Source organism: Calothrix sp. PCC 7507 (genome assembly GCF_000316575.1).
Taxonomy (GTDB): Bacteria; Cyanobacteriota; Cyanobacteriia; order Cyanobacteriales; family Nostocaceae; genus Fortiea.
On the sequence record NC_019682.1, the window covers coordinates 5,970,519 to 5,986,480 of the forward strand.

Here is a 15,962-nt window from a genome sequence, read left to right on the forward strand (position 1 = left end):
CACACTATTCCATACAATTGTTGCCAAATAAACATCGGTTTCCACACTGGAATTGTTAGCGAGGTTGGCGAAGAAAGCTTTATAGTAAGCCTTTGAGGGATTTACAATGGTTGATTTATTTACGCCAAGCTGTACTAGTGCAGTCAAAGCAGGTGTCAAAGCCGCGCCCCTGGGAGCAGCCATTGGTGTAGCAACGACAGCACCATTTTCCTTACTAACCAACGCGCTGCGCGTTGTTCGGGGTGAAATTTCTGCACAAGAAGCCGCTATAGAAACATTGAAAGATACCGTAAAAGGCGGCACAGTTGGGGGTGTGACAGCGTTTGTAACTACACTTTCCTCAAAAATAACCCTTAATCAATTAGGCTATTCAATCCCCGTTTCTTAACTAGGTGCAACAGCTTAAGAGCTGTGCCACTGGGACGCTTCTGACCAATTTCCCACTTTTGAACCGTTGATAGACTTGTATTCAAAATCGCAGCAAATACTGCCTGACTGACATGAGATGATTCGCGTATTTCCTTAATTTGCTTAGGTTCTAGGGGTTCAATGGGAGACAAGCACAGACGGTCGAATTCACGCAATGTAGTCTCATCCATCAGTCCAGCCTTGTGCAGCCCCGTAGCTGTTTCGTGAACGGCTTCAAGAATCGCTGATTTCTTCTTCGGCATTGCAAATTACCTCCATCACTTCATCTTCCAGCTTGGCTTTTTCGAGATCCTCTAGCGTGTAAGATAACAGCACCGATGCCAGCTTTTTTAATGCTTCTTCTTCTTTTTTGTTAATGTTACTGCGCTCGTTTTTCGGGAAGCCGAAAACAAAAAACCAGGAACTTGTTGCTGGTGACCAAGGTACGAAAGCCACCACGCTTACCTTGTCCAGAGTGGGCAATCCGCTTTTTGAACAGTCCGCCTCCTAGATCAGCTTCGTAAAGTCCTGCCATCATTTCGTTTACAGCGGCGCAGAGGCTAAGGTCGTTTAAACCTTCTTTCCGTGCCCAACGGTCAAACCATCAGGTTTTGTAGATTACCATGCTATGGTCATTACCTTCCCTTATTATATAGCACTAAGTGCTATGCTTGGCAATATACTATAAAAGTCAAAAAGCTTGAACAAAGAGCGATCGCAACATTGAGCAGTCACTAGCTAAAAAAGAGCGTATGCATAGCCCTCCAGCAAGTACAATGAAAGTACAACTAGTGTTGTACCTGCAGAGGCTGAGAAAATGAAACGGACACTCTATATTCCTGATGAGTTGTGGAGACAACTTGAACAATACTTAAAAGATCACCCAGAGCAAAACCCATCAAGTGTTGTACAGCAAGCACTAGCGGAAAAGTTACGCCCCAAAAATGGTTCAAGGCTACTATCGCTGGCAGGAATCGTAGAAAATGCTCCTACAGATGCTTCAGTTAATGAAAACTATTTGATACAAGGATGAAGCGTCTCGTTTTGGATGCAGGCCCCCTGATTGCCCTGGTTTCTGTCCAAGATAAATACCATCAGCAATGCAAGGCGGGTTTTAGTAAGTTACCAGCGTTGTTTGGTGAAGTTCTTACCCCTCTACCAGTGCTGTTTGAAGTTTACAAGTTTGTGCTGCGAGAACAATCGAGCCGTGCTGCAATGACTGCATTAGCTGTGATTAGTGAGAACACAGTGACTGTACCAGTAAGCATGGAAATGTTTCAGGAGATTTATAGCATGGTTCGCCAGATACCAGACTGGCAAGGAAGTTTAGAGGATGCCTCTGTTGTAGCAGTAGCTCAACTTTATGATGCTAGTGTTTGGACATTGGATTACAGAGATTTGAGTTGGTTCAAGAGTCTGGAATTGTGGTCTCCGTGATGATTACACAGGTCAGTTTAATCTGTTGAAATGCGCGAATTTGAGGATGAAGTAGTGAAACGAGATTCCATTTACTATCAAATTTTTAAACGCTATCGTCCACATCTGCAAATATAGATTCTAAATCCCGATAACCGCTAACTACGGGCACAATCACAACACTATCTTCCAAAACTCGATAAAAAATAATGTAGCCATTCAATGGTATGCCTCTCAGCCTGGGGTCAAACTTGGTGTAACTTCGCCCTATATTCGGGAATTGAGCTACATTTTGACATTTATTATTAAATTCTCGAATAAATCTTTCCCCTGCGTTGACATTGCGAACTAAAAAATAATCCAAAATTGCATCTAAATCTTGGCTTGCTTCCTTGGCAATAAAGTATTCCATCATCCTTGAGTTTCACGAGCTTTGCGTAATTTCTCCTCTAGTCGTGCCATAACCACTTGACTATCTACTATGTCTCCGCGTTCGATAGAAGCCAGCCCAGCAGCTAGTTTTTTCTTAGTTTCTTCTTCCCATTCCTGATAACCTTTCTCCCATTCCTCAAGCAGTTTCAATGCTTTCACAATCACTTCTTCAGCATTTTCATATCTACCTGTAGCAATTCTGGTTTGTATAAATTGCTCGTATTCCACTTTCAGTTGGATGTTCATAGTTTTTGCGTTATCTAGCCACATTTTCTGTTTATCGTCCTAATCTAATTTGTAAACCATTGTCTACCTTTAGTCAGCATAAGTTTTTGACTAAACCCCGTCCATTTTGAAACCAGGAGTAGTGTGGGCATCTTGCCCGCTAATATCAACTGGGAGCAAGATGCTCCCACTACTTTTAAAAACTACGGTTCTGAAAATAGATGTGGTTTAGGGTGAATTTTCTACTGAGTTAATGGCTCTGGGAGAATGTAGTACTTATACCATTTTGGATTTTAGATTTTGGATTGTCAGAGAGCTACTGTATAAGCTTCTGCTTATTCCATCTGTCGCATTCTTTTTTTAAATTGGTATTACCCTATTCGCAATCTTGTCTGTGACGATACACTGTTAAAGTAAAGAAATGTAAATAAATTCAGTCTTATAAACGTGGAAACCATCACATTGGGGCAAAACGGGCCAGTTGTCACACCCCTTTGCATTGGCACTTGGGCTTGGGGTGATAAGATTTTTTGGAATTATAGCGATCGCTATGCTGAAGAACAGTTACAAGCAGCCTTTACAGCTGCTTTAGATGCTGGTATCACTTTCTTTGACACTGCGGAAGTTTATGGACTAGGAAAAAGCGAGCAATTGTTAGGACAATTCTTACAACAAACCCAGAACCAGGTACAAGTTGCTACCAAGTTTTGGAACTGGCCTTGGCGATTTACAACTCAGTCCGTGGCTGATGCTTTGACAGACAGCCTCAAACGCTTACAACTACAGCGGGTTGAACTGTATCAAATACATTGGCCTTTCACATTCTTTTTGAGTCAAGAAGCGCTGCTCAATGCCTTAGCTGATGAAGTGCAACGGGGCAGAATTGGTGCAGTAGGTATCAGTAATTACTCAGCGAAGCAAATGCAAGAGGCGCATCAAACATTAGCAGCTAGAGGAATACCTTTAGCTGTGAACCAAGTACGCTACTCTTTGCTGAGTCGGGAAATTGAAAGCAACGGCATTTTCGCCACCGCCCGCGAGTTGGGTGTAACAATCCTGGCATATAGTCCTTTAGCACAGGGATTACTTACAGGTAAATATACCGTTGATAGTGGTGAAATTCCTAGTGGTGCGAGAAGGATAGACCCCAGATTCGGTAAAGATGGGCTACAAAAAATTGCGCCAGTGATATCTTTGCTACGCCAATTGGGAGAAAAGCGCGATCGCACTCCCGCTCAAGTTGCACTCAACTGGTTAATTGCTCAAGGAAACGTCATTCCCATAGCTGGGGCGAAAACAGCCGAACAGGTACGACAAAATGCAGGCGCGTTGGGCTGGCGATTGAGTAAGGATGAAGTGAGCGAACTAGAAAAAGTTAGTTAGTAGTCCTTAAATCGCAAAGCTTGTAAGGGCGGGGAAACCCCGCCCTCAGGGATTTCCCTCCCTCGATTGTATTTATTGCATCCGACTGAGAACCTCTATATATTCTTTCAAGCTAATAGGCGGAGTTATACAAATTTGTAATTCGTCTTTAATTCCCATGCTGGGATCTCAAAGTACAGTATCTGATTAATTCGTAGCGAATTTTCTTCAGAAAAACTCTGGATCTCTCCGCATTTCAAAACGCTACGAAATCTATCCCCAAAATTAAATAATCAATAGCCAGCAACCAATGACTATTGACTATTCAAAAATGAACTATGGACTCTGAACTAAGAAGCTGATTCCCTACCTGTGGGGGAGCCTAGTTTTTGATTGGAGGGTGAAACAGAAACATCACGGCGGCTTGTTGTCCGCAGTTTTGGCTTAGGAGAGCCGTTTCTTTCATCTTCAAGAGCACCGGAAGAGTCTAATTTGCTCCAATTGGCACGATTGCGATCGCTTGGAGATTCACGCCGTTTGTTTAACTTGGGCTTGGGAGTAGACATGTCTTCTTGGGGAATCTCTATGTCTGACTGTAGCCATGCGGGACGGGTTTCGTCATAAGCGATTTGCAATGCGGCTGCGGCGATCGCTTGAGCATCATATTTTTCGATGAGTTCGCTGACTATCGGTAAAAATGAAGCCAGACGCTCACCGGTTAAAGCTTGTCCTACCATTTCTTGCAATTTCAGGATGTGACGTGCTTCAATCTGTGCCCGTGTGGGAATCGTCAGCACTTGCCAAGTTTGGCGGTTATGGCGTTCAAACATCTGTTGCTTGCGGCGCTCAAAGGGCTGAACCAAAGAAATTGCTGTTCCTTCCTTTCCAGCTCTACCAGTCCGTCCGATACGGTGGACGTAAGTTTCCGCGCTATCAGGTAAATCGTAGTTGATCACGTGTGAGAGTTGATCGACATCTAATCCCCGTGCAGCAATATCAGTGGCTACTACCCAGCGCACCTGACGATTGCGGAACCGAGTCAATAACCGCTCCCGCGCTTGCTGTGACAAGTCACCGTGGTATTCATCCACACTGTGTCCAGCGGATTGCAGTTGATTGGTGAGTTCGGCGGCGGTGCGTCTAGTACGGACAAAGATTAAAGCTGTTTCTGGATCTTCCATTTCCAGAATTGGCTGTAAAGCTTTGGCTTTTGTCCAGTGACGAGGAATCAAGTAAGCTACCTGATTGATTTTGTTGGGTGCAGCTTTGGGCTGTTCCACAGTGACTGTTGCTGGCGATCGCAAAAATTTGTTGACGATCATGCGAATCGATGGCGGCATTGTCGCTGAAAATAGCGCTGTTTGCCGATCTGCTGGTGCTTGGGACAGAATTTTGATCACATCGTCGATAAAGCCCATGCTCAACATTTCATCGGCTTCATCCAACACAAACCACTTCACCTGATCTAGCTTTAAACAGCCCCGATCAAGTAAGTCAATTACCCGTCCTGGAGTGCCCACAACCATGTGAACACCACGTTTGAGTTGCAAAATTTGGCGGTCAATTGATTGTCCACCATAAATTGCTAACACCCGCAACCCATCGTTGCCGATGAATTGGTCGATCGCGTCATGAACTTGAATTGCTAGTTCACGAGTTGGAGTCAAAACCAAGGCTTGCACGGCTCTTTGATTAATATCCAGCCGCTCGAGAATTGGTAGTGAAAATGCTGCTGTCTTACCTGTGCCGGTTTGGGATTGACCAACTACATCACGTCCCGCCAACAGTTGCGGAATCGCTTGGATTTGAATATTGGTAGGTGTGGTAAAGCCAATTCTTTCTAATTGCTCAACACGTTCCTGTGAAATGCCTAGTTCTTGAAACGAAAGATTCATCAACTCTCCTAGATTTTATTTTGAATTTTTGGTTTAGTCATTCGTCTTTGGTCATCTGTCATTAGTTGACCAAGGACAAAAAACAAATGACGACTTAGTTATTGACAATTTGACCATATAGGTCATACGTATCAGCACTTTGGATCTTTACTGGCACGATTGTTCCTAACTTCGCTTCGCCTTTAACATAAATTTGCCCATCTATTTCCGGGGCAAATCTCCCAGAACGACCAATTAATTTTCCGGCTTCAGGATTTTCCTGCTCAATCAGGACATCAACAATTTTGCCTACTTCCTGTTGATTTTTTTGCCAAGCAATCGGTTGTTGGAGTTCCATGAGTCGATTACGACGCTCATCCATCACTTTTTGGGGCAACTGATTTGGTAGCTTGTAAGCTGGGGTTTCTGCCTCAGGCGAAAAGGTAAACACCCCAACATGATCAAATTCATGTCGCTGGACGAACTGTAGTAGATGCTCAAAATGCTCTGCGGTTTCTCCAGGGAAGCCAACAATAAATGTTGTTCGCAGCACTGCTGTTGGTAGAGCTGTTTTGATGCGCTCAATAATGCCATCATTCACACGTCCTTGCCAGGGACGGTTCATCGCTCGGAGAATATCAGGATGAGAATGTTGTAAGGGCAAATCCAAGTAGGGTAAAACGTTAGGCGTTTCTTGGATTGCCGCTATGACATCTGGAGTCAATCCCGTGGGATAAGCGTAGTGCATTCTCACCCACCGTACAGCTACTTTTCCCAAAGCGCGAAGTAATTCGGCTAACTTTGGCTGGCCGTAAATATCCAAACCGTAATTAGTGGTGATTTGGGAAATTAGAATAATTTCTTGTACCCCCTGACTAGCTAACTGCTCGGCTTCAGCAACAATGGATTCAATAGTACGCGATCGCTGGTTTCCTCGAAGATGAGGAATGATACAAAACGCACAACGATAATCACATCCTTCGGCCACCCGCAGATAAGCTATGCCCTCAGTTGTAGTGCGGTAGCGCGGTGTAGCTTCATCGGCAATGTAGGTTGGCTCAACACTAACCTCCTTGACCCGTTCTCCTGCTTCTACCCGCTCAATGACATTGACAATTTTGTGATAATCGCCTGTTCCAACTACGGCTACAGCTTCCGGCAACTCCTCCAATAACTGTTCTTGGAAGTGCTGCGCCATACAGCCTGTGATTACGATTTTTTTATTAGCCTCTGCCAACTCTACCAAAGTTTTGACAGATTCTTCTCTTGCCGCTTCGATAAAACTACAGGTATTGACAATAACGTAATCTGCTAACTCTTCATTTGTATCTACGCCGTAGCCTGCTTCTACAAGCAGTCCTAGCATATGTTCTGTATCAATTCGATTTTTCTCGCAGCCCAGGTGAGAAATTGCAATTGTTGGCTTGTCACCCATATTTTGAAAAAATCTTCATTTTTTTGTCCTTAAACACAAATAGTGCTTGCCTCGCTCTACTGTGATCCGCACCCTTACTAAAAGGCAGCGCTAAAGTAGGAATTTGCCACTGCCAGCAACTGTCCACCAACATACGACCTTAAGGAAATTTAAGGTCATGTTATGATATTCCTATTAATTTGTTCCCCAGGGTAAATTGAAGTGTCTTTGGGTACATTCGACACTTGTTATCTTTTTTAACAATTCGCCTGTTGGTATTTTACATTACCGCAGCGTGTGCGTTGTTAATTCACCCATCGGGAAGCCGCCCAAAGGGCTTGTTGTGAGAAGTCGCTACCCTCAGGGAAATCGCACTCGCGACTACGCCTAATCTAGCAGTAATGCTAACCCTCCGCTCAGACTGTGCCTACGACGATGCGCGGGCGAGACGCCTAAACCGCGGGAAGCTGCCTCGCGTCTTGTGAGTGGCAAACTCCTCTTGTAGCCAGATTTTATCTTAACATATCTTATGAGAGGTTTTACGCCAATTTCCTTCCTAAGGGGGAGGCAGTAAAGCGACCAATATAAAACAACATTTAATGCTAAAGAAGGGATTGGGACTAGTACCGCAAGGCGTTCGTCAAAAGTCAAAAGGTTAATATATCAAGGCTTGTGCCTATTTGAAATGGTAGCTTTATTTCCGCCGTTCTGTACTAGGGGCTGGTTGTACTAGGGCAGTTGCGCTGATTCCCAGTTCCCGTTACCCATTCCCAAACCCCGAAACCCTAGCCCTTAGCGCCTAATTCCTCACCCCTCACAATAATTGACGTGGACTTATATCAGATATTTAAAACTCGAACCCCGATTATTGGTGTGGTTCATCTGTCACCACTGCCTACCTCGCCCCGTTGGGGAGGCAGTTTAAAAGCAGTAATTGACCGTGCCGAACAAGAAGCAACAGCTCTAGCCAGTGGAGGCGTTGACGGTATTATTGTAGAGAATTTTTTCGACGCGCCGTTTACCAAAAATCGCGTTGATCCGGTGGTTGTAAGCGCGATGACTGTGGTGGTGCAGCGCATACAGAATTTGGTGACTTTGCCTGTGGGCTTAAATGTTTTGCGGAATGATGCTCAAAGTGCAATGGCGATCGCCAGCTGTGTGCAAGCACAATTCATCCGTGTCAATGTCCTTACAGGGGTGATGGCGACAGATCAAGGATTAATTGAAGGGGAAGCCCATCAACTACTACGTTATCGCCGGGAGTTAGGCAGCGATATCAAAATTTTTGCCGATGTGTTGGTGAAACATGCCCGTCCTTTAAGTTCACCAAATCTCACCGTTGCCGTCAAAGATACGATTGAAAGGGGTTTGGCAGACGCGGTGATTCTCTCTGGTTGGGCTACTGGTAGCCCCCCGAATGTAGAAGATTTGGAACTAGCTAGCGGGGCTGCAGGTACTACACCAGTATTCATTGGCAGTGGGGCAGATTGGGAAAATATTGCTACACTGATGCAGGCAGCAAATGGTGTCATTGTTTCCAGTTCCCTGAAACGCCACGGTCGGATAGAGCAACCAATTGACCCAATTCGTGTTAGTCAATTTGTCGAAGCCGCTCGTCGGAGTTGGAACTCTAAGAGTGAAACTAAATCAATTTCCTCAGTAACTATACATTCTTAGGGACTGGGGATGAGGGAGATGTGGTTTGGCTTCGCTCACCAACCGGGAGATGAGGGAGTGAACTATGCCCCAATCCCCAATCCCCAGTCCCCCAATTCCTCATCCCTCATTCACAGTTTATGATTCGCCGCCGTTCTACTCCTTGGATTCATAAATGGTCGAGGCCATTGATTGCCGCGATCGCTGGGCTTGGTGCCCTGACAACAGGTTATCTGGCTATAGAAAAGTTAACAGGACGCAGTGCAGCTTGTGTGGCACAGGCTGGTGTCAAAGGCTGTAATGATGTGCTTTCCAGTCCTTGGGCAACGGTTTTTGGTCAGCCATTAGCTTTGTTTGGGTTTTTGGCCTACACCGGTATGGTAGTACTGGCTTTAGCACCCTTGGCAGTTAACCGAGAGCAAAACAGTCAGTTACGCTCGCAGTTAGAAAACTGGACTTGGTTGCTACTGTTGGCGGGTGCGATCGCTATGTCTGTCTTCAGCGGCTACCTGATGTACTTGCTAGCATTCCAAATCAAAGCCCTTTGCCCTTACTGTCTGGGTTCGGCTTTCTTCTCTTTAAGTCTTTTGGTGCTGACAATTATCGGTCGGACTTGGGAAGATATCGGACAAATCTTTTTTACCGCCCTCATTGTGGGCATGGTGACACTGATTGGTACTTTGGGTGTTTATGCTGGTGTGAATCAATCAGTTAGCACATCTGGATCAACTTCTAGTAAACCCGGTAAAATTTCTTTTACTCCCAAAGAAGAGCCTAAACCAGGGGTGGGTTGGGAAATCACCACTAATTCTGGTGAGGCGGAGATAGCCCTAGCACGTCATCTGAAAAAAATCGGTGCTAAGGAATATATTGCTTGGTGGTGTCCTCACTGTCATGAACAAAAGCTAATTTTTGGTAAAGAAGCCTACAGTGAACTAGATAGTACAGATTGTGTCTCTGCTGACAACCCACGCATTCCCAAAGATGTGTGTGTAGCCGCAAAAATCGAAGGCTACCCCACTTGGATTATTAACGGTAAAAGTTATAGTGGAGTGCAAAATTTGACGGAACTAGCAAAAGTTTCAGATTACAAAGGACCCAGTAACTTCCAGTACTTCAAGTAATTACCTGAAAAAGGTTTTTCCAGTAGCGTGTGTTATGCCGGAGGCTAACGCACCATCTACGCAATCATCAGGTTTTTAAGCCTCTCCCGATGCGAGGAGAGGGATGGAAGCGGGGTTCTTCAAAGTCTGTCGAACTCACGTTATTTTAGGCTTGTCACTCCACTACCAGACTCAAAGCTTCTTCCCCATGTCCAAAAACTCCGTACCGCAAGTGGCATGGAGTTTTTTATTGTGGTCAAAGTTATTTTGTAAAGAAAAATAAATTTATCTCAACTCGGTGGCGTTCAGCTAGTCTTACTTATCTATAGAAGAATATCTATGTGTAAATGCTGATTACAAAGATTTTAGGACTTGACTCACCTTAAATATACTTACAAAAATACTTATGTTCTTAGTAAACAATATTTATACTTAACTTGTGTTGTCAGGCGTGAGTGTTTCAGTTGTCATTTGATCGGATAATGAATGTCATGAAGAGTAATACATCAGAACTACCCAAGTGTTTCCGGAGGAACCTAATTGAGTGGAAAAAATTTTTAACGACAGAATATAACTAGTACAGCGCGGCGTAAATGAACATACCATTTCAAATGGCGCAAGAGCTTGGAATACAATTCTTTTGACTTTTGACTTTTGACTTTTGACTTTTGACTTCCGCCTTGCGGTACTAGTCCATAGGCTATATGTACCACGTAGTTAATAGCTACAAGAAATAGAGAATCTCCCTACTAGGTAATGGGAATGAGTAAGCAGCTAGGCAAGTGTCTTGTGAAGTTCATTTTTGGACTGAAGCAATCACTTGGTAGAGGACACAGGGAATTGATTACTGCCTCCAGCGTTGTAATCTGCATCTTATTTTTGCGCTCTATTGGATTATTGCAATTTTTAGAACTGGCAGCATTGGATCAATTGTTTCGCTTACGTCCACATGAACTGCCTGAAGAGCGGATTACTATTGTATCGATTGATGAGGCTTCTTTGCGCCAAGTTGGTTCATGGCCGATTCCGGATGGTGTTATTGCCCAGTTATTGCAAAAGTTAAAAGTCCAAAATCCCCGTGCTATCGGTCTAGATATCTATCGAGATTTGCCAGTAGAGCCTGGTTATGAGGATTTGGTGAATCTCTATCAATCTACACCTAACTTAATTGGCATTGAACAACTGGCAAATAATAAGAATGCCAACGTTTCACCTCCACCAGTGCTGAATCGGCTGGATCAAGTGGGTTTTAATAATGTGTTGTTTGATCCGGATGGTAAAATCCGGCGCAGTTTGCTGTATTGGCACATTGATAATCAGGCGCACGAGAGTTTTGCGCTCAAGCTGGCTTTACTGTATTTAAAGTCCTACGGAATTACTCCTAAAACAGCCGCCAGCAACCCTGAGTATCTACAGTTGGGGAAGGCTGTGTTTACTCGTTTTCGGTCTCAAGATGGGGCTTATGTGGGAGCTGATGCCAGAGGTTATCAGATTTTATCTAATTTTCCCAAACCAAGTTGTCAAAGTCCATCCACAGAATCCTGTGCTTATCGCCAGGTATCAATGAGGGATGTGCTAGCTGACAGAGTGCCAAAAAGCTTGATTAGCGATCGCATTATTCTCATTGGTTCCACCGCTCCTAGTCTCCAGGATTTTGTGTTCATTCCCCACTCCAGTCGGCTAATAGGTACAGCCAAGCCGATTTCTGGTATCGAACTACAAGCCTATTTTATTGGCGAGTTAATTTCATCAGCTCTTGAAGGACGACCATTACTCAAAGTTTGGTCTAAGTTACAAGAATACCTGTGGATTTTCGCTTGGTCTTATTTGGGAGCGATGACGGCGTGGCGAATGCAACGCCCAACAAAGAGTATCTTGAGCATCTTGCTGTTTTGCTTGTTTTTATTGCTGAGTGCTTATGTAGCTTTTTTGTCTGGCTGGTGGATACCAATTATTCCTTCGCTACTCACCTTTGGGAGTTCAGCTATTTGGATTATTTGTTACATTGCTTACATGCAAGAAGAAATGAAACGCTCCAAGGAGTTCTTGCATAAGGTAATCAATACAATTCCTGATCCTATTTTCGTCAAAAATGAACAACATCAGTGGATTGTCTTAAATGAGGCTTATTGTCGATTCATCGGTTATCCAAATGGGTTGTTAATTGAGAAGTCAGACTATGAATTTTTCCCGAAACATGAAGCTGATGTGTTTCGCCAACAAGATCGGCTGATTTTTCAGACTCAGCAACCCCAGGAAAACGAAGAAGAATTTACTGATGCTTATGGTAAAACCCATTTGATTGCTACTAAGCGATCGCTCCACAAAGATGCAGCTGGTAATTTCTTTTTAGTGGGAGTGATCCGCGATATCACTCAACGCAAGCTGATGGAAGAACAACTTAAGCAGACTGCTGCTGATTTGTATCGCTCCAATTATGAATTAAAGCGCAAAGAAGACCACATGCGCTATCTGGCCTATCATGATCCCCTCACGGGTTTATCCAATCGCAAATTTTTTGCAGAACAACTTTATGAGTCGTTGCATTGGGCACAGAGTAACAATTTATTACTGGGACTGCTGTTTATTGATCTCGATGGCTTCAAGCAAGTCAATGATACCCTAGGGCATGAGTTGGGCGATCGCTTACTTGTTACCATTGCCCAGCGACTCAGCAACTCTTTACGTGGTAGTGATACAGTTTCTCGTTTAGGTGGCGATGAATTTACCGTAATTTTACGGGCAATTCCCAACATCCAAGTAGCTGCTAAAGTCGCTGAGAAAATTTTAGGCACTATCACTGAGCCAATTGTTTTGGACGGATATACCACCAGAGTCTCTGCCAGTATTGGCATTAGTGTCTACCCACTCAACAGTCAAGACAGTGAAGCTTTGCTTAAACAAGCAGATCATGCGATGTATCGTGCCAAACATCTTGGTAAAAACCGCTATGAGTTTGCGTAAATCAGTTATCAGTTAACAGTTATCAGTTAACTGAGAATTGTTATAGTAGTTACTTGCTTAAATATTAAGATTTTATAAAAAATTGCGGATTGAGTGAATTTGCTGGTGGTAGTGCATAAAAATCTCTAACTTTAGACCGATGTTAAAAACATAGCCTAAGTACTATCACTTAAGTGGTTATTATTCTCACTGCTGAAAATCTGAATCTTTTGATGTGAGCTACTAAAAGCTGCTTCTTGTTCAGCAAGTTTGGTACTGGCTGCAAAAAATTAATTAAAATTTAATATTTTTTGGGAAAATGTAAGTAAAGTTACCGAAAATGAGAAAAAGCGTTGCATGAAAACCGAAACAGGGCATTTACCGAGGCTTATGAATACTAGGTTAAGAATTACCAGCGCTCTAGTGCTGTGTATTAGTATCTACGTGATCGTCCCAAAAATTGTTGATTCTACAGAAAATCTCACCATTGTGACGACTAAAAGCCTTAGCAGTGCTAACAGCAAACAGTTAGCTACTCCCAAGGCTAATTCTGGGAGTGTAAAAGACGTATATGTACCACCAAATTATGGCGGACCTGACAGCCAAAATGGTAGTGGCACTCGCTAGTACACCAAGACGCAAATAAAACCACTATAAAAAACGCTAAATAGCTTACTGTACAGGCTTCTTCATTTCAGATTTCAGACTTCAGACTTCAGACGGGATTTCCACCAATGGTGATTTTGTATGAGTGTGTGGGCTTGCCAATCGGGGTCTGGTTGGGGGTAATCTAGTCGGTAGTGTCCGCCGCGGCTTTCGGTTCTAAAAGCAGCACTCTTGAGAATTAAATCTGCTATGTCTAGTAAATTGCGGGTTTCTGCCCAAAGTCGCAATTGACGTTCAACATCTGGTAAGTCTATGTTAGCTGGTGCTGCGGGATTTAAAGATAGTAAAAATTGACTCAACGGCAAGGCTGCGAAATCGTGCTGCCAAGACGCAACAGTGGCGATCGCTATTTCTAATCCTGACTGTTCCCGACAAATCCCTGCACTTTGCCACACTAAGCGCGGTAACTTCTCCCGTAATGCTTCTAGCTGTGCTTGTTGGGTGTGCTGCTCATCATGAGAAAGGGTGAACTCAGCAGGATGCAGGGAGAATGCTGATGCTTCTACTGTATCCTTCATCCCGATGGCTTCATCCTGTAGATTAGCCATCTGTGCGCCAAAAACAATGCATTCCAACAGTGAATTACTTGCTAGGCGATTAGCTCCATGCACTCCTGTACTTGCAGTTTCTCCCACTGCATATAAACCAGGAATATTCGTCTGATTTGTCAAATCTGCGGCAATTCCACCCATCCAGTAATGAGCTGCGGGGGCTACAGGAATTGGTTCATTGAAGACATCAATACCCCAATATTGACAAACTTTAACGATGTTAGGAAAGCGGTGACGAATCTTGTCGGCGGGGATGGGGCGCATATCCAACCACACATGAGCTGTAGCTAAATCGGCAGATGTCTGCTGTAAATGGCTGAAAATCGCTCTACTAACTATGTCTCGCGGTGCGAGTTCACCTGCGGGGTGGTAGTCAAAGGCAAAACGTCGCCCCTCGTTGTCGATGAGGTGTGCGCCTTCACCGCGTACAGCTTCACTAATGAGGAAGCGATCTGCACCGGGTTTAGTGAGGGCGGTAGGGTGAAATTGGACAAATTCCAAGTCACGGAGGATAGCTCCTGCTCGATAGGCGATCGCTACTCCATCGCCTGTACTCACCGCTGGGTTAGTGGTTTGGGCAAAAACTTGGCCACCACCACCAGTAGCGAGAATCACCGCCCCAGCTTTTACCCAGGTGATTTTACCTTGATAAAATAGGCTAATTCCTTGACAGCGTGAGCTTTGGGGTTCAATCCACAAACTCAGCGCCAAAGCTTGCTGAATAACTTGAATATTTTGGCGGCGGAGAACTTGGGCGGTGAGAGTAGTTGTGACTTCTCTACCTGTGGTGTCAGCGGCGTGGAGAACACGATTCCGGGAATGGGCGGCTTCTAAAGTTAAAGCCAAGGTTTTACCATCCCGATCAAAAGCTACACCCAAGTTGACTAGAGATTTAATACAGCTAGGGGCTTGTTGGGCCAGAAATTCTACAGCTGCGACATCGCACAAACCAGCACCAGCGCGGATTGTATCTTCAATGTGTAAAGCTGGAGAATCTTCCGGGGCGATCGCGGCAGCAATTCCACCCTGTGCCCAATCACTAGCAGATAGAGAAACAGTTTCTTTAGTAATTAAGCCGACTTGTAAGTGTTCGGGCAGACAAAGCGCTGTGTAGAGTCCAGCAGCACCAGCACCGACGACTAAGACATCAAATTGGCTAGGAATATCTATATTCTGAGACAAGGTAAGAGAGAGGGGGGGAAGGGAATAGAGGGGGGAGGGGGAAGAGAGGGGGGGAGGGGGAATATTTCCCTTGTCTCCTGATCTCCTTGCTGCCTTTTTGCCCACCCCTATCTCTGATGTTACTTCCCACTACCTAGAATCAGGTGTGGGTTTAAATTCAGTGAACAGTCAACAGTCAACAGTTATCAGTCCTATAGTTTGCTGTAACACCTTACCCAGCTAGTGCTTCCACCAATTGATGAGGGACTTTAAACCAAGGAATAAAACTGACACTTCGACTTCGCTCAGTGCGAGCAACTGATTTATCTGTAGATGCCATTGTTAAAACGATCATCTCCCTCGTTGAAGACAGATTCTAGTTCTGTCACAGTGAAGTGATCGAAGTTGGCTTGTAAAGTTTGTTTTTGGCGATCGCTCAATCCGGGAATATCCAGTACATCCTCTACCTTCTTGTAAGGAGCATTTATGATGATTTTCCTAGCCAGGGTGGGATATAGTCCTGGATACTGTTGGAAAGCTCGAACGTTGGTATTATTCAAATCAACTTTTTTGCCAAATTCCGTTCCTAGCTTGGCATCTGCCCGATTCTGCCCAACTGCGAGAATTGGGATTTGAGGCAAAGCCAGACTATTGAAATTGGCCGCTTGAGCTATTTGAGTGGTTCCCAGCCATCCCCAGCAACCAAGCAACAAGCTAAACACTGTTAATAAACGCACCAATCCTTTCACGA

The 15,962-nt window shown here is 44.3% G+C and carries 15 protein-coding genes and 1 pseudogene; 8 read left to right on the forward strand and 8 right to left on the reverse strand.

Annotation, left to right across the window (positions count from 1 at the left end):
• The first annotated feature begins 106 nt into the window (after window positions 1-106).
• The gene (locus tag CAL7507_RS31090) at window positions 107-388 is read left to right on the forward strand and encodes a hypothetical protein (protein WP_015131386.1); all 282 of its coding nucleotides are present in this window, start codon (window positions 107-109) and stop codon (window positions 386-388) included.
• Here CAL7507_RS31090 and CAL7507_RS25580 read toward each other — a convergent pair.
• Together CAL7507_RS25580 and CAL7507_RS25585 are read right to left on the reverse strand one after the other, a co-directional pair.
• The gene (locus CAL7507_RS25580) at window positions 354-671 is read right to left on the reverse strand and encodes a DNA-binding transcriptional regulator (RefSeq protein ID WP_015131387.1); all 318 of its coding nucleotides are present in this window, start codon (window positions 669-671) and stop codon (window positions 354-356) included. The two genes, CAL7507_RS31090 and CAL7507_RS25580, sit on opposite strands and share 35 nt — an antisense overlap.
• A pseudogene (locus CAL7507_RS25585) lies at window positions 643-952 on the reverse strand (type II toxin-antitoxin system RelE/ParE family toxin); the annotation flags it as partial. The gene CAL7507_RS25580 and the pseudogene CAL7507_RS25585, both read right to left, overlap by 29 nt.
• A 273-nt stretch (window positions 953-1,225) precedes the next feature.
• Between CAL7507_RS25585 and CAL7507_RS25590 the strand changes: the two are divergent.
• Window positions 1,226-1,441: a hypothetical protein gene (locus CAL7507_RS25590; RefSeq protein ID WP_015131388.1), complete on the forward strand. Its 216-nt coding sequence runs from the start codon at window positions 1,226-1,228 to the stop codon at window positions 1,439-1,441.
• Complete coding sequence (locus CAL7507_RS25595) at window positions 1,438-1,845, forward strand: type II toxin-antitoxin system VapC family toxin (RefSeq protein WP_015131389.1); 408 nt, start codon at window positions 1,438-1,440, stop codon at window positions 1,843-1,845. Before CAL7507_RS25590 ends, CAL7507_RS25595 begins: the two co-directional genes overlap by 4 nt.
• An 85-nt stretch (window positions 1,846-1,930) precedes the next feature.
• Here the strand turns inward: CAL7507_RS25595 and CAL7507_RS25600 are convergent, their stop codons facing one another.
• Window positions 1,931-2,239: a type II toxin-antitoxin system RelE/ParE family toxin gene (locus CAL7507_RS25600; protein ID WP_015131390.1), complete on the reverse strand. Its 309-nt coding sequence runs from the start codon at window positions 2,237-2,239 to the stop codon at window positions 1,931-1,933.
• Entirely contained in the window at window positions 2,236-2,502 is a 267-nt protein-coding gene (locus CAL7507_RS25605) for a type II toxin-antitoxin system ParD family antitoxin (protein WP_042342506.1), read from the reverse strand. The genes CAL7507_RS25600 and CAL7507_RS25605 overlap by 4 nt, the downstream gene beginning before the upstream one ends.
• A 426-nt stretch (window positions 2,503-2,928) precedes the next feature.
• On the opposite strand from CAL7507_RS25605, the gene CAL7507_RS25610 reads away from it, so the two are divergent.
• Window positions 2,929-3,864 carry an aldo/keto reductase gene (locus CAL7507_RS25610; protein WP_015131392.1) on the forward strand — a complete coding sequence of 312 codons (936 nt, stop codon included), beginning with the start codon at window positions 2,929-2,931 and terminating at the stop codon, window positions 3,862-3,864.
• A 329-nt stretch (window positions 3,865-4,193) separates the two neighbouring features.
• Here CAL7507_RS25610 and CAL7507_RS25615 read toward each other — a convergent pair whose 3' ends face one another.
• Complete coding sequence (locus tag CAL7507_RS25615) at window positions 4,194-5,738, reverse strand: DEAD/DEAH box helicase (RefSeq protein WP_015131393.1); 1,545 nt, start codon at window positions 5,736-5,738, stop codon at window positions 4,194-4,196.
• 94 nt (window positions 5,739-5,832) lie between these two features.
• Entirely contained in the window at window positions 5,833-7,152 is a 1,320-nt protein-coding gene (rimO, locus tag CAL7507_RS25620) for a 30S ribosomal protein S12 methylthiotransferase RimO (RefSeq protein WP_015131394.1), read from the reverse strand.
• A gap of 807 nt (window positions 7,153-7,959) precedes the next feature.
• Here rimO and btpA point away from each other — a divergent pair.
• From btpA to CAL7507_RS25640, 4 genes are all read left to right on the forward strand, one after another.
• Window positions 7,960-8,808: a photosystem I biogenesis protein BtpA gene (gene btpA / locus CAL7507_RS25625; protein WP_015131395.1), complete on the forward strand. Its 849-nt coding sequence runs from the start codon at window positions 7,960-7,962 to the stop codon at window positions 8,806-8,808.
• Window positions 8,809-8,927: 119 nt separating this feature from the next.
• Window positions 8,928-9,911: a vitamin K epoxide reductase family protein gene (locus CAL7507_RS25630; RefSeq protein ID WP_015131396.1), complete on the forward strand. Its 984-nt coding sequence runs from the start codon at window positions 8,928-8,930 to the stop codon at window positions 9,909-9,911.
• A 741-nt stretch (window positions 9,912-10,652) separates the two neighbouring features.
• Window positions 10,653-12,854: a CHASE2 domain-containing protein gene (locus tag CAL7507_RS25635; RefSeq protein ID WP_015131397.1), complete on the forward strand. Its 2,202-nt coding sequence runs from the start codon at window positions 10,653-10,655 to the stop codon at window positions 12,852-12,854.
• 336 nt (window positions 12,855-13,190) lie between these two features.
• Complete coding sequence (locus tag CAL7507_RS25640; RefSeq protein ID WP_015131398.1) at window positions 13,191-13,460, forward strand: hypothetical protein; 270 nt, start codon at window positions 13,191-13,193, stop codon at window positions 13,458-13,460.
• 74 nt (window positions 13,461-13,534) lie between these two features.
• Here the strand turns inward: CAL7507_RS25640 and nadB are convergent, their stop codons facing one another.
• Both nadB and psbU read right to left on the reverse strand, forming a co-directional pair.
• Window positions 13,535-15,232 carry an L-aspartate oxidase gene (gene nadB / locus CAL7507_RS25645; RefSeq protein ID WP_042342509.1) on the reverse strand — a complete coding sequence of 566 codons (1,698 nt, stop codon included), beginning with the start codon at window positions 15,230-15,232 and terminating at the stop codon, window positions 13,535-13,537.
• Between the two features lie 302 nt (window positions 15,233-15,534).
• A complete protein-coding gene (gene psbU / locus CAL7507_RS25650) occupies window positions 15,535-15,960 on the reverse strand; it encodes a photosystem II complex extrinsic protein PsbU (protein ID WP_042342511.1) in 426 nt (141 codons plus the stop codon).
• Window positions 15,961-15,962: the final 2 nt, after the last annotated feature.

Coding starts and splice junctions, on each gene's coding strand:
- CAL7507_RS31090 (WP_015131386.1), top strand. CDS start 107: ATGGTTGATTTATTTACGCCAAGCTGTACTAGTGCAGTCAAAGCAGGT.
- CAL7507_RS25580 (WP_015131387.1), bottom strand. CDS start 671: ATGCCGAAGAAGAAATCAGCGATTCTTGAAGCCGTTCACGAAACAGCT.
- CAL7507_RS25590 (WP_015131388.1), top strand. CDS start 1,226: ATGAAACGGACACTCTATATTCCTGATGAGTTGTGGAGACAACTTGAA.
- CAL7507_RS25595 (WP_015131389.1), top strand. CDS start 1,438: ATGAAGCGTCTCGTTTTGGATGCAGGCCCCCTGATTGCCCTGGTTTCT.
- CAL7507_RS25600 (WP_015131390.1), bottom strand. CDS start 2,239: ATGATGGAATACTTTATTGCCAAGGAAGCAAGCCAAGATTTAGATGCA.
- CAL7507_RS25605 (WP_042342506.1), bottom strand. CDS start 2,502: ATGAACATCCAACTGAAAGTGGAATACGAGCAATTTATACAAACCAGA.
- CAL7507_RS25615 (WP_015131393.1), bottom strand. CDS start 5,738: ATGAATCTTTCGTTTCAAGAACTAGGCATTTCACAGGAACGTGTTGAG.
- rimO (WP_015131394.1), bottom strand. CDS start 7,152: ATGGGTGACAAGCCAACAATTGCAATTTCTCACCTGGGCTGCGAGAAA.
- CAL7507_RS25630 (WP_015131396.1), top strand. CDS start 8,928: ATGATTCGCCGCCGTTCTACTCCTTGGATTCATAAATGGTCGAGGCCA.
- CAL7507_RS25635 (WP_015131397.1), top strand. CDS start 10,653: ATGAGTAAGCAGCTAGGCAAGTGTCTTGTGAAGTTCATTTTTGGACTG.
- CAL7507_RS25640 (WP_015131398.1), top strand. CDS start 13,191: ATGAAAACCGAAACAGGGCATTTACCGAGGCTTATGAATACTAGGTTA.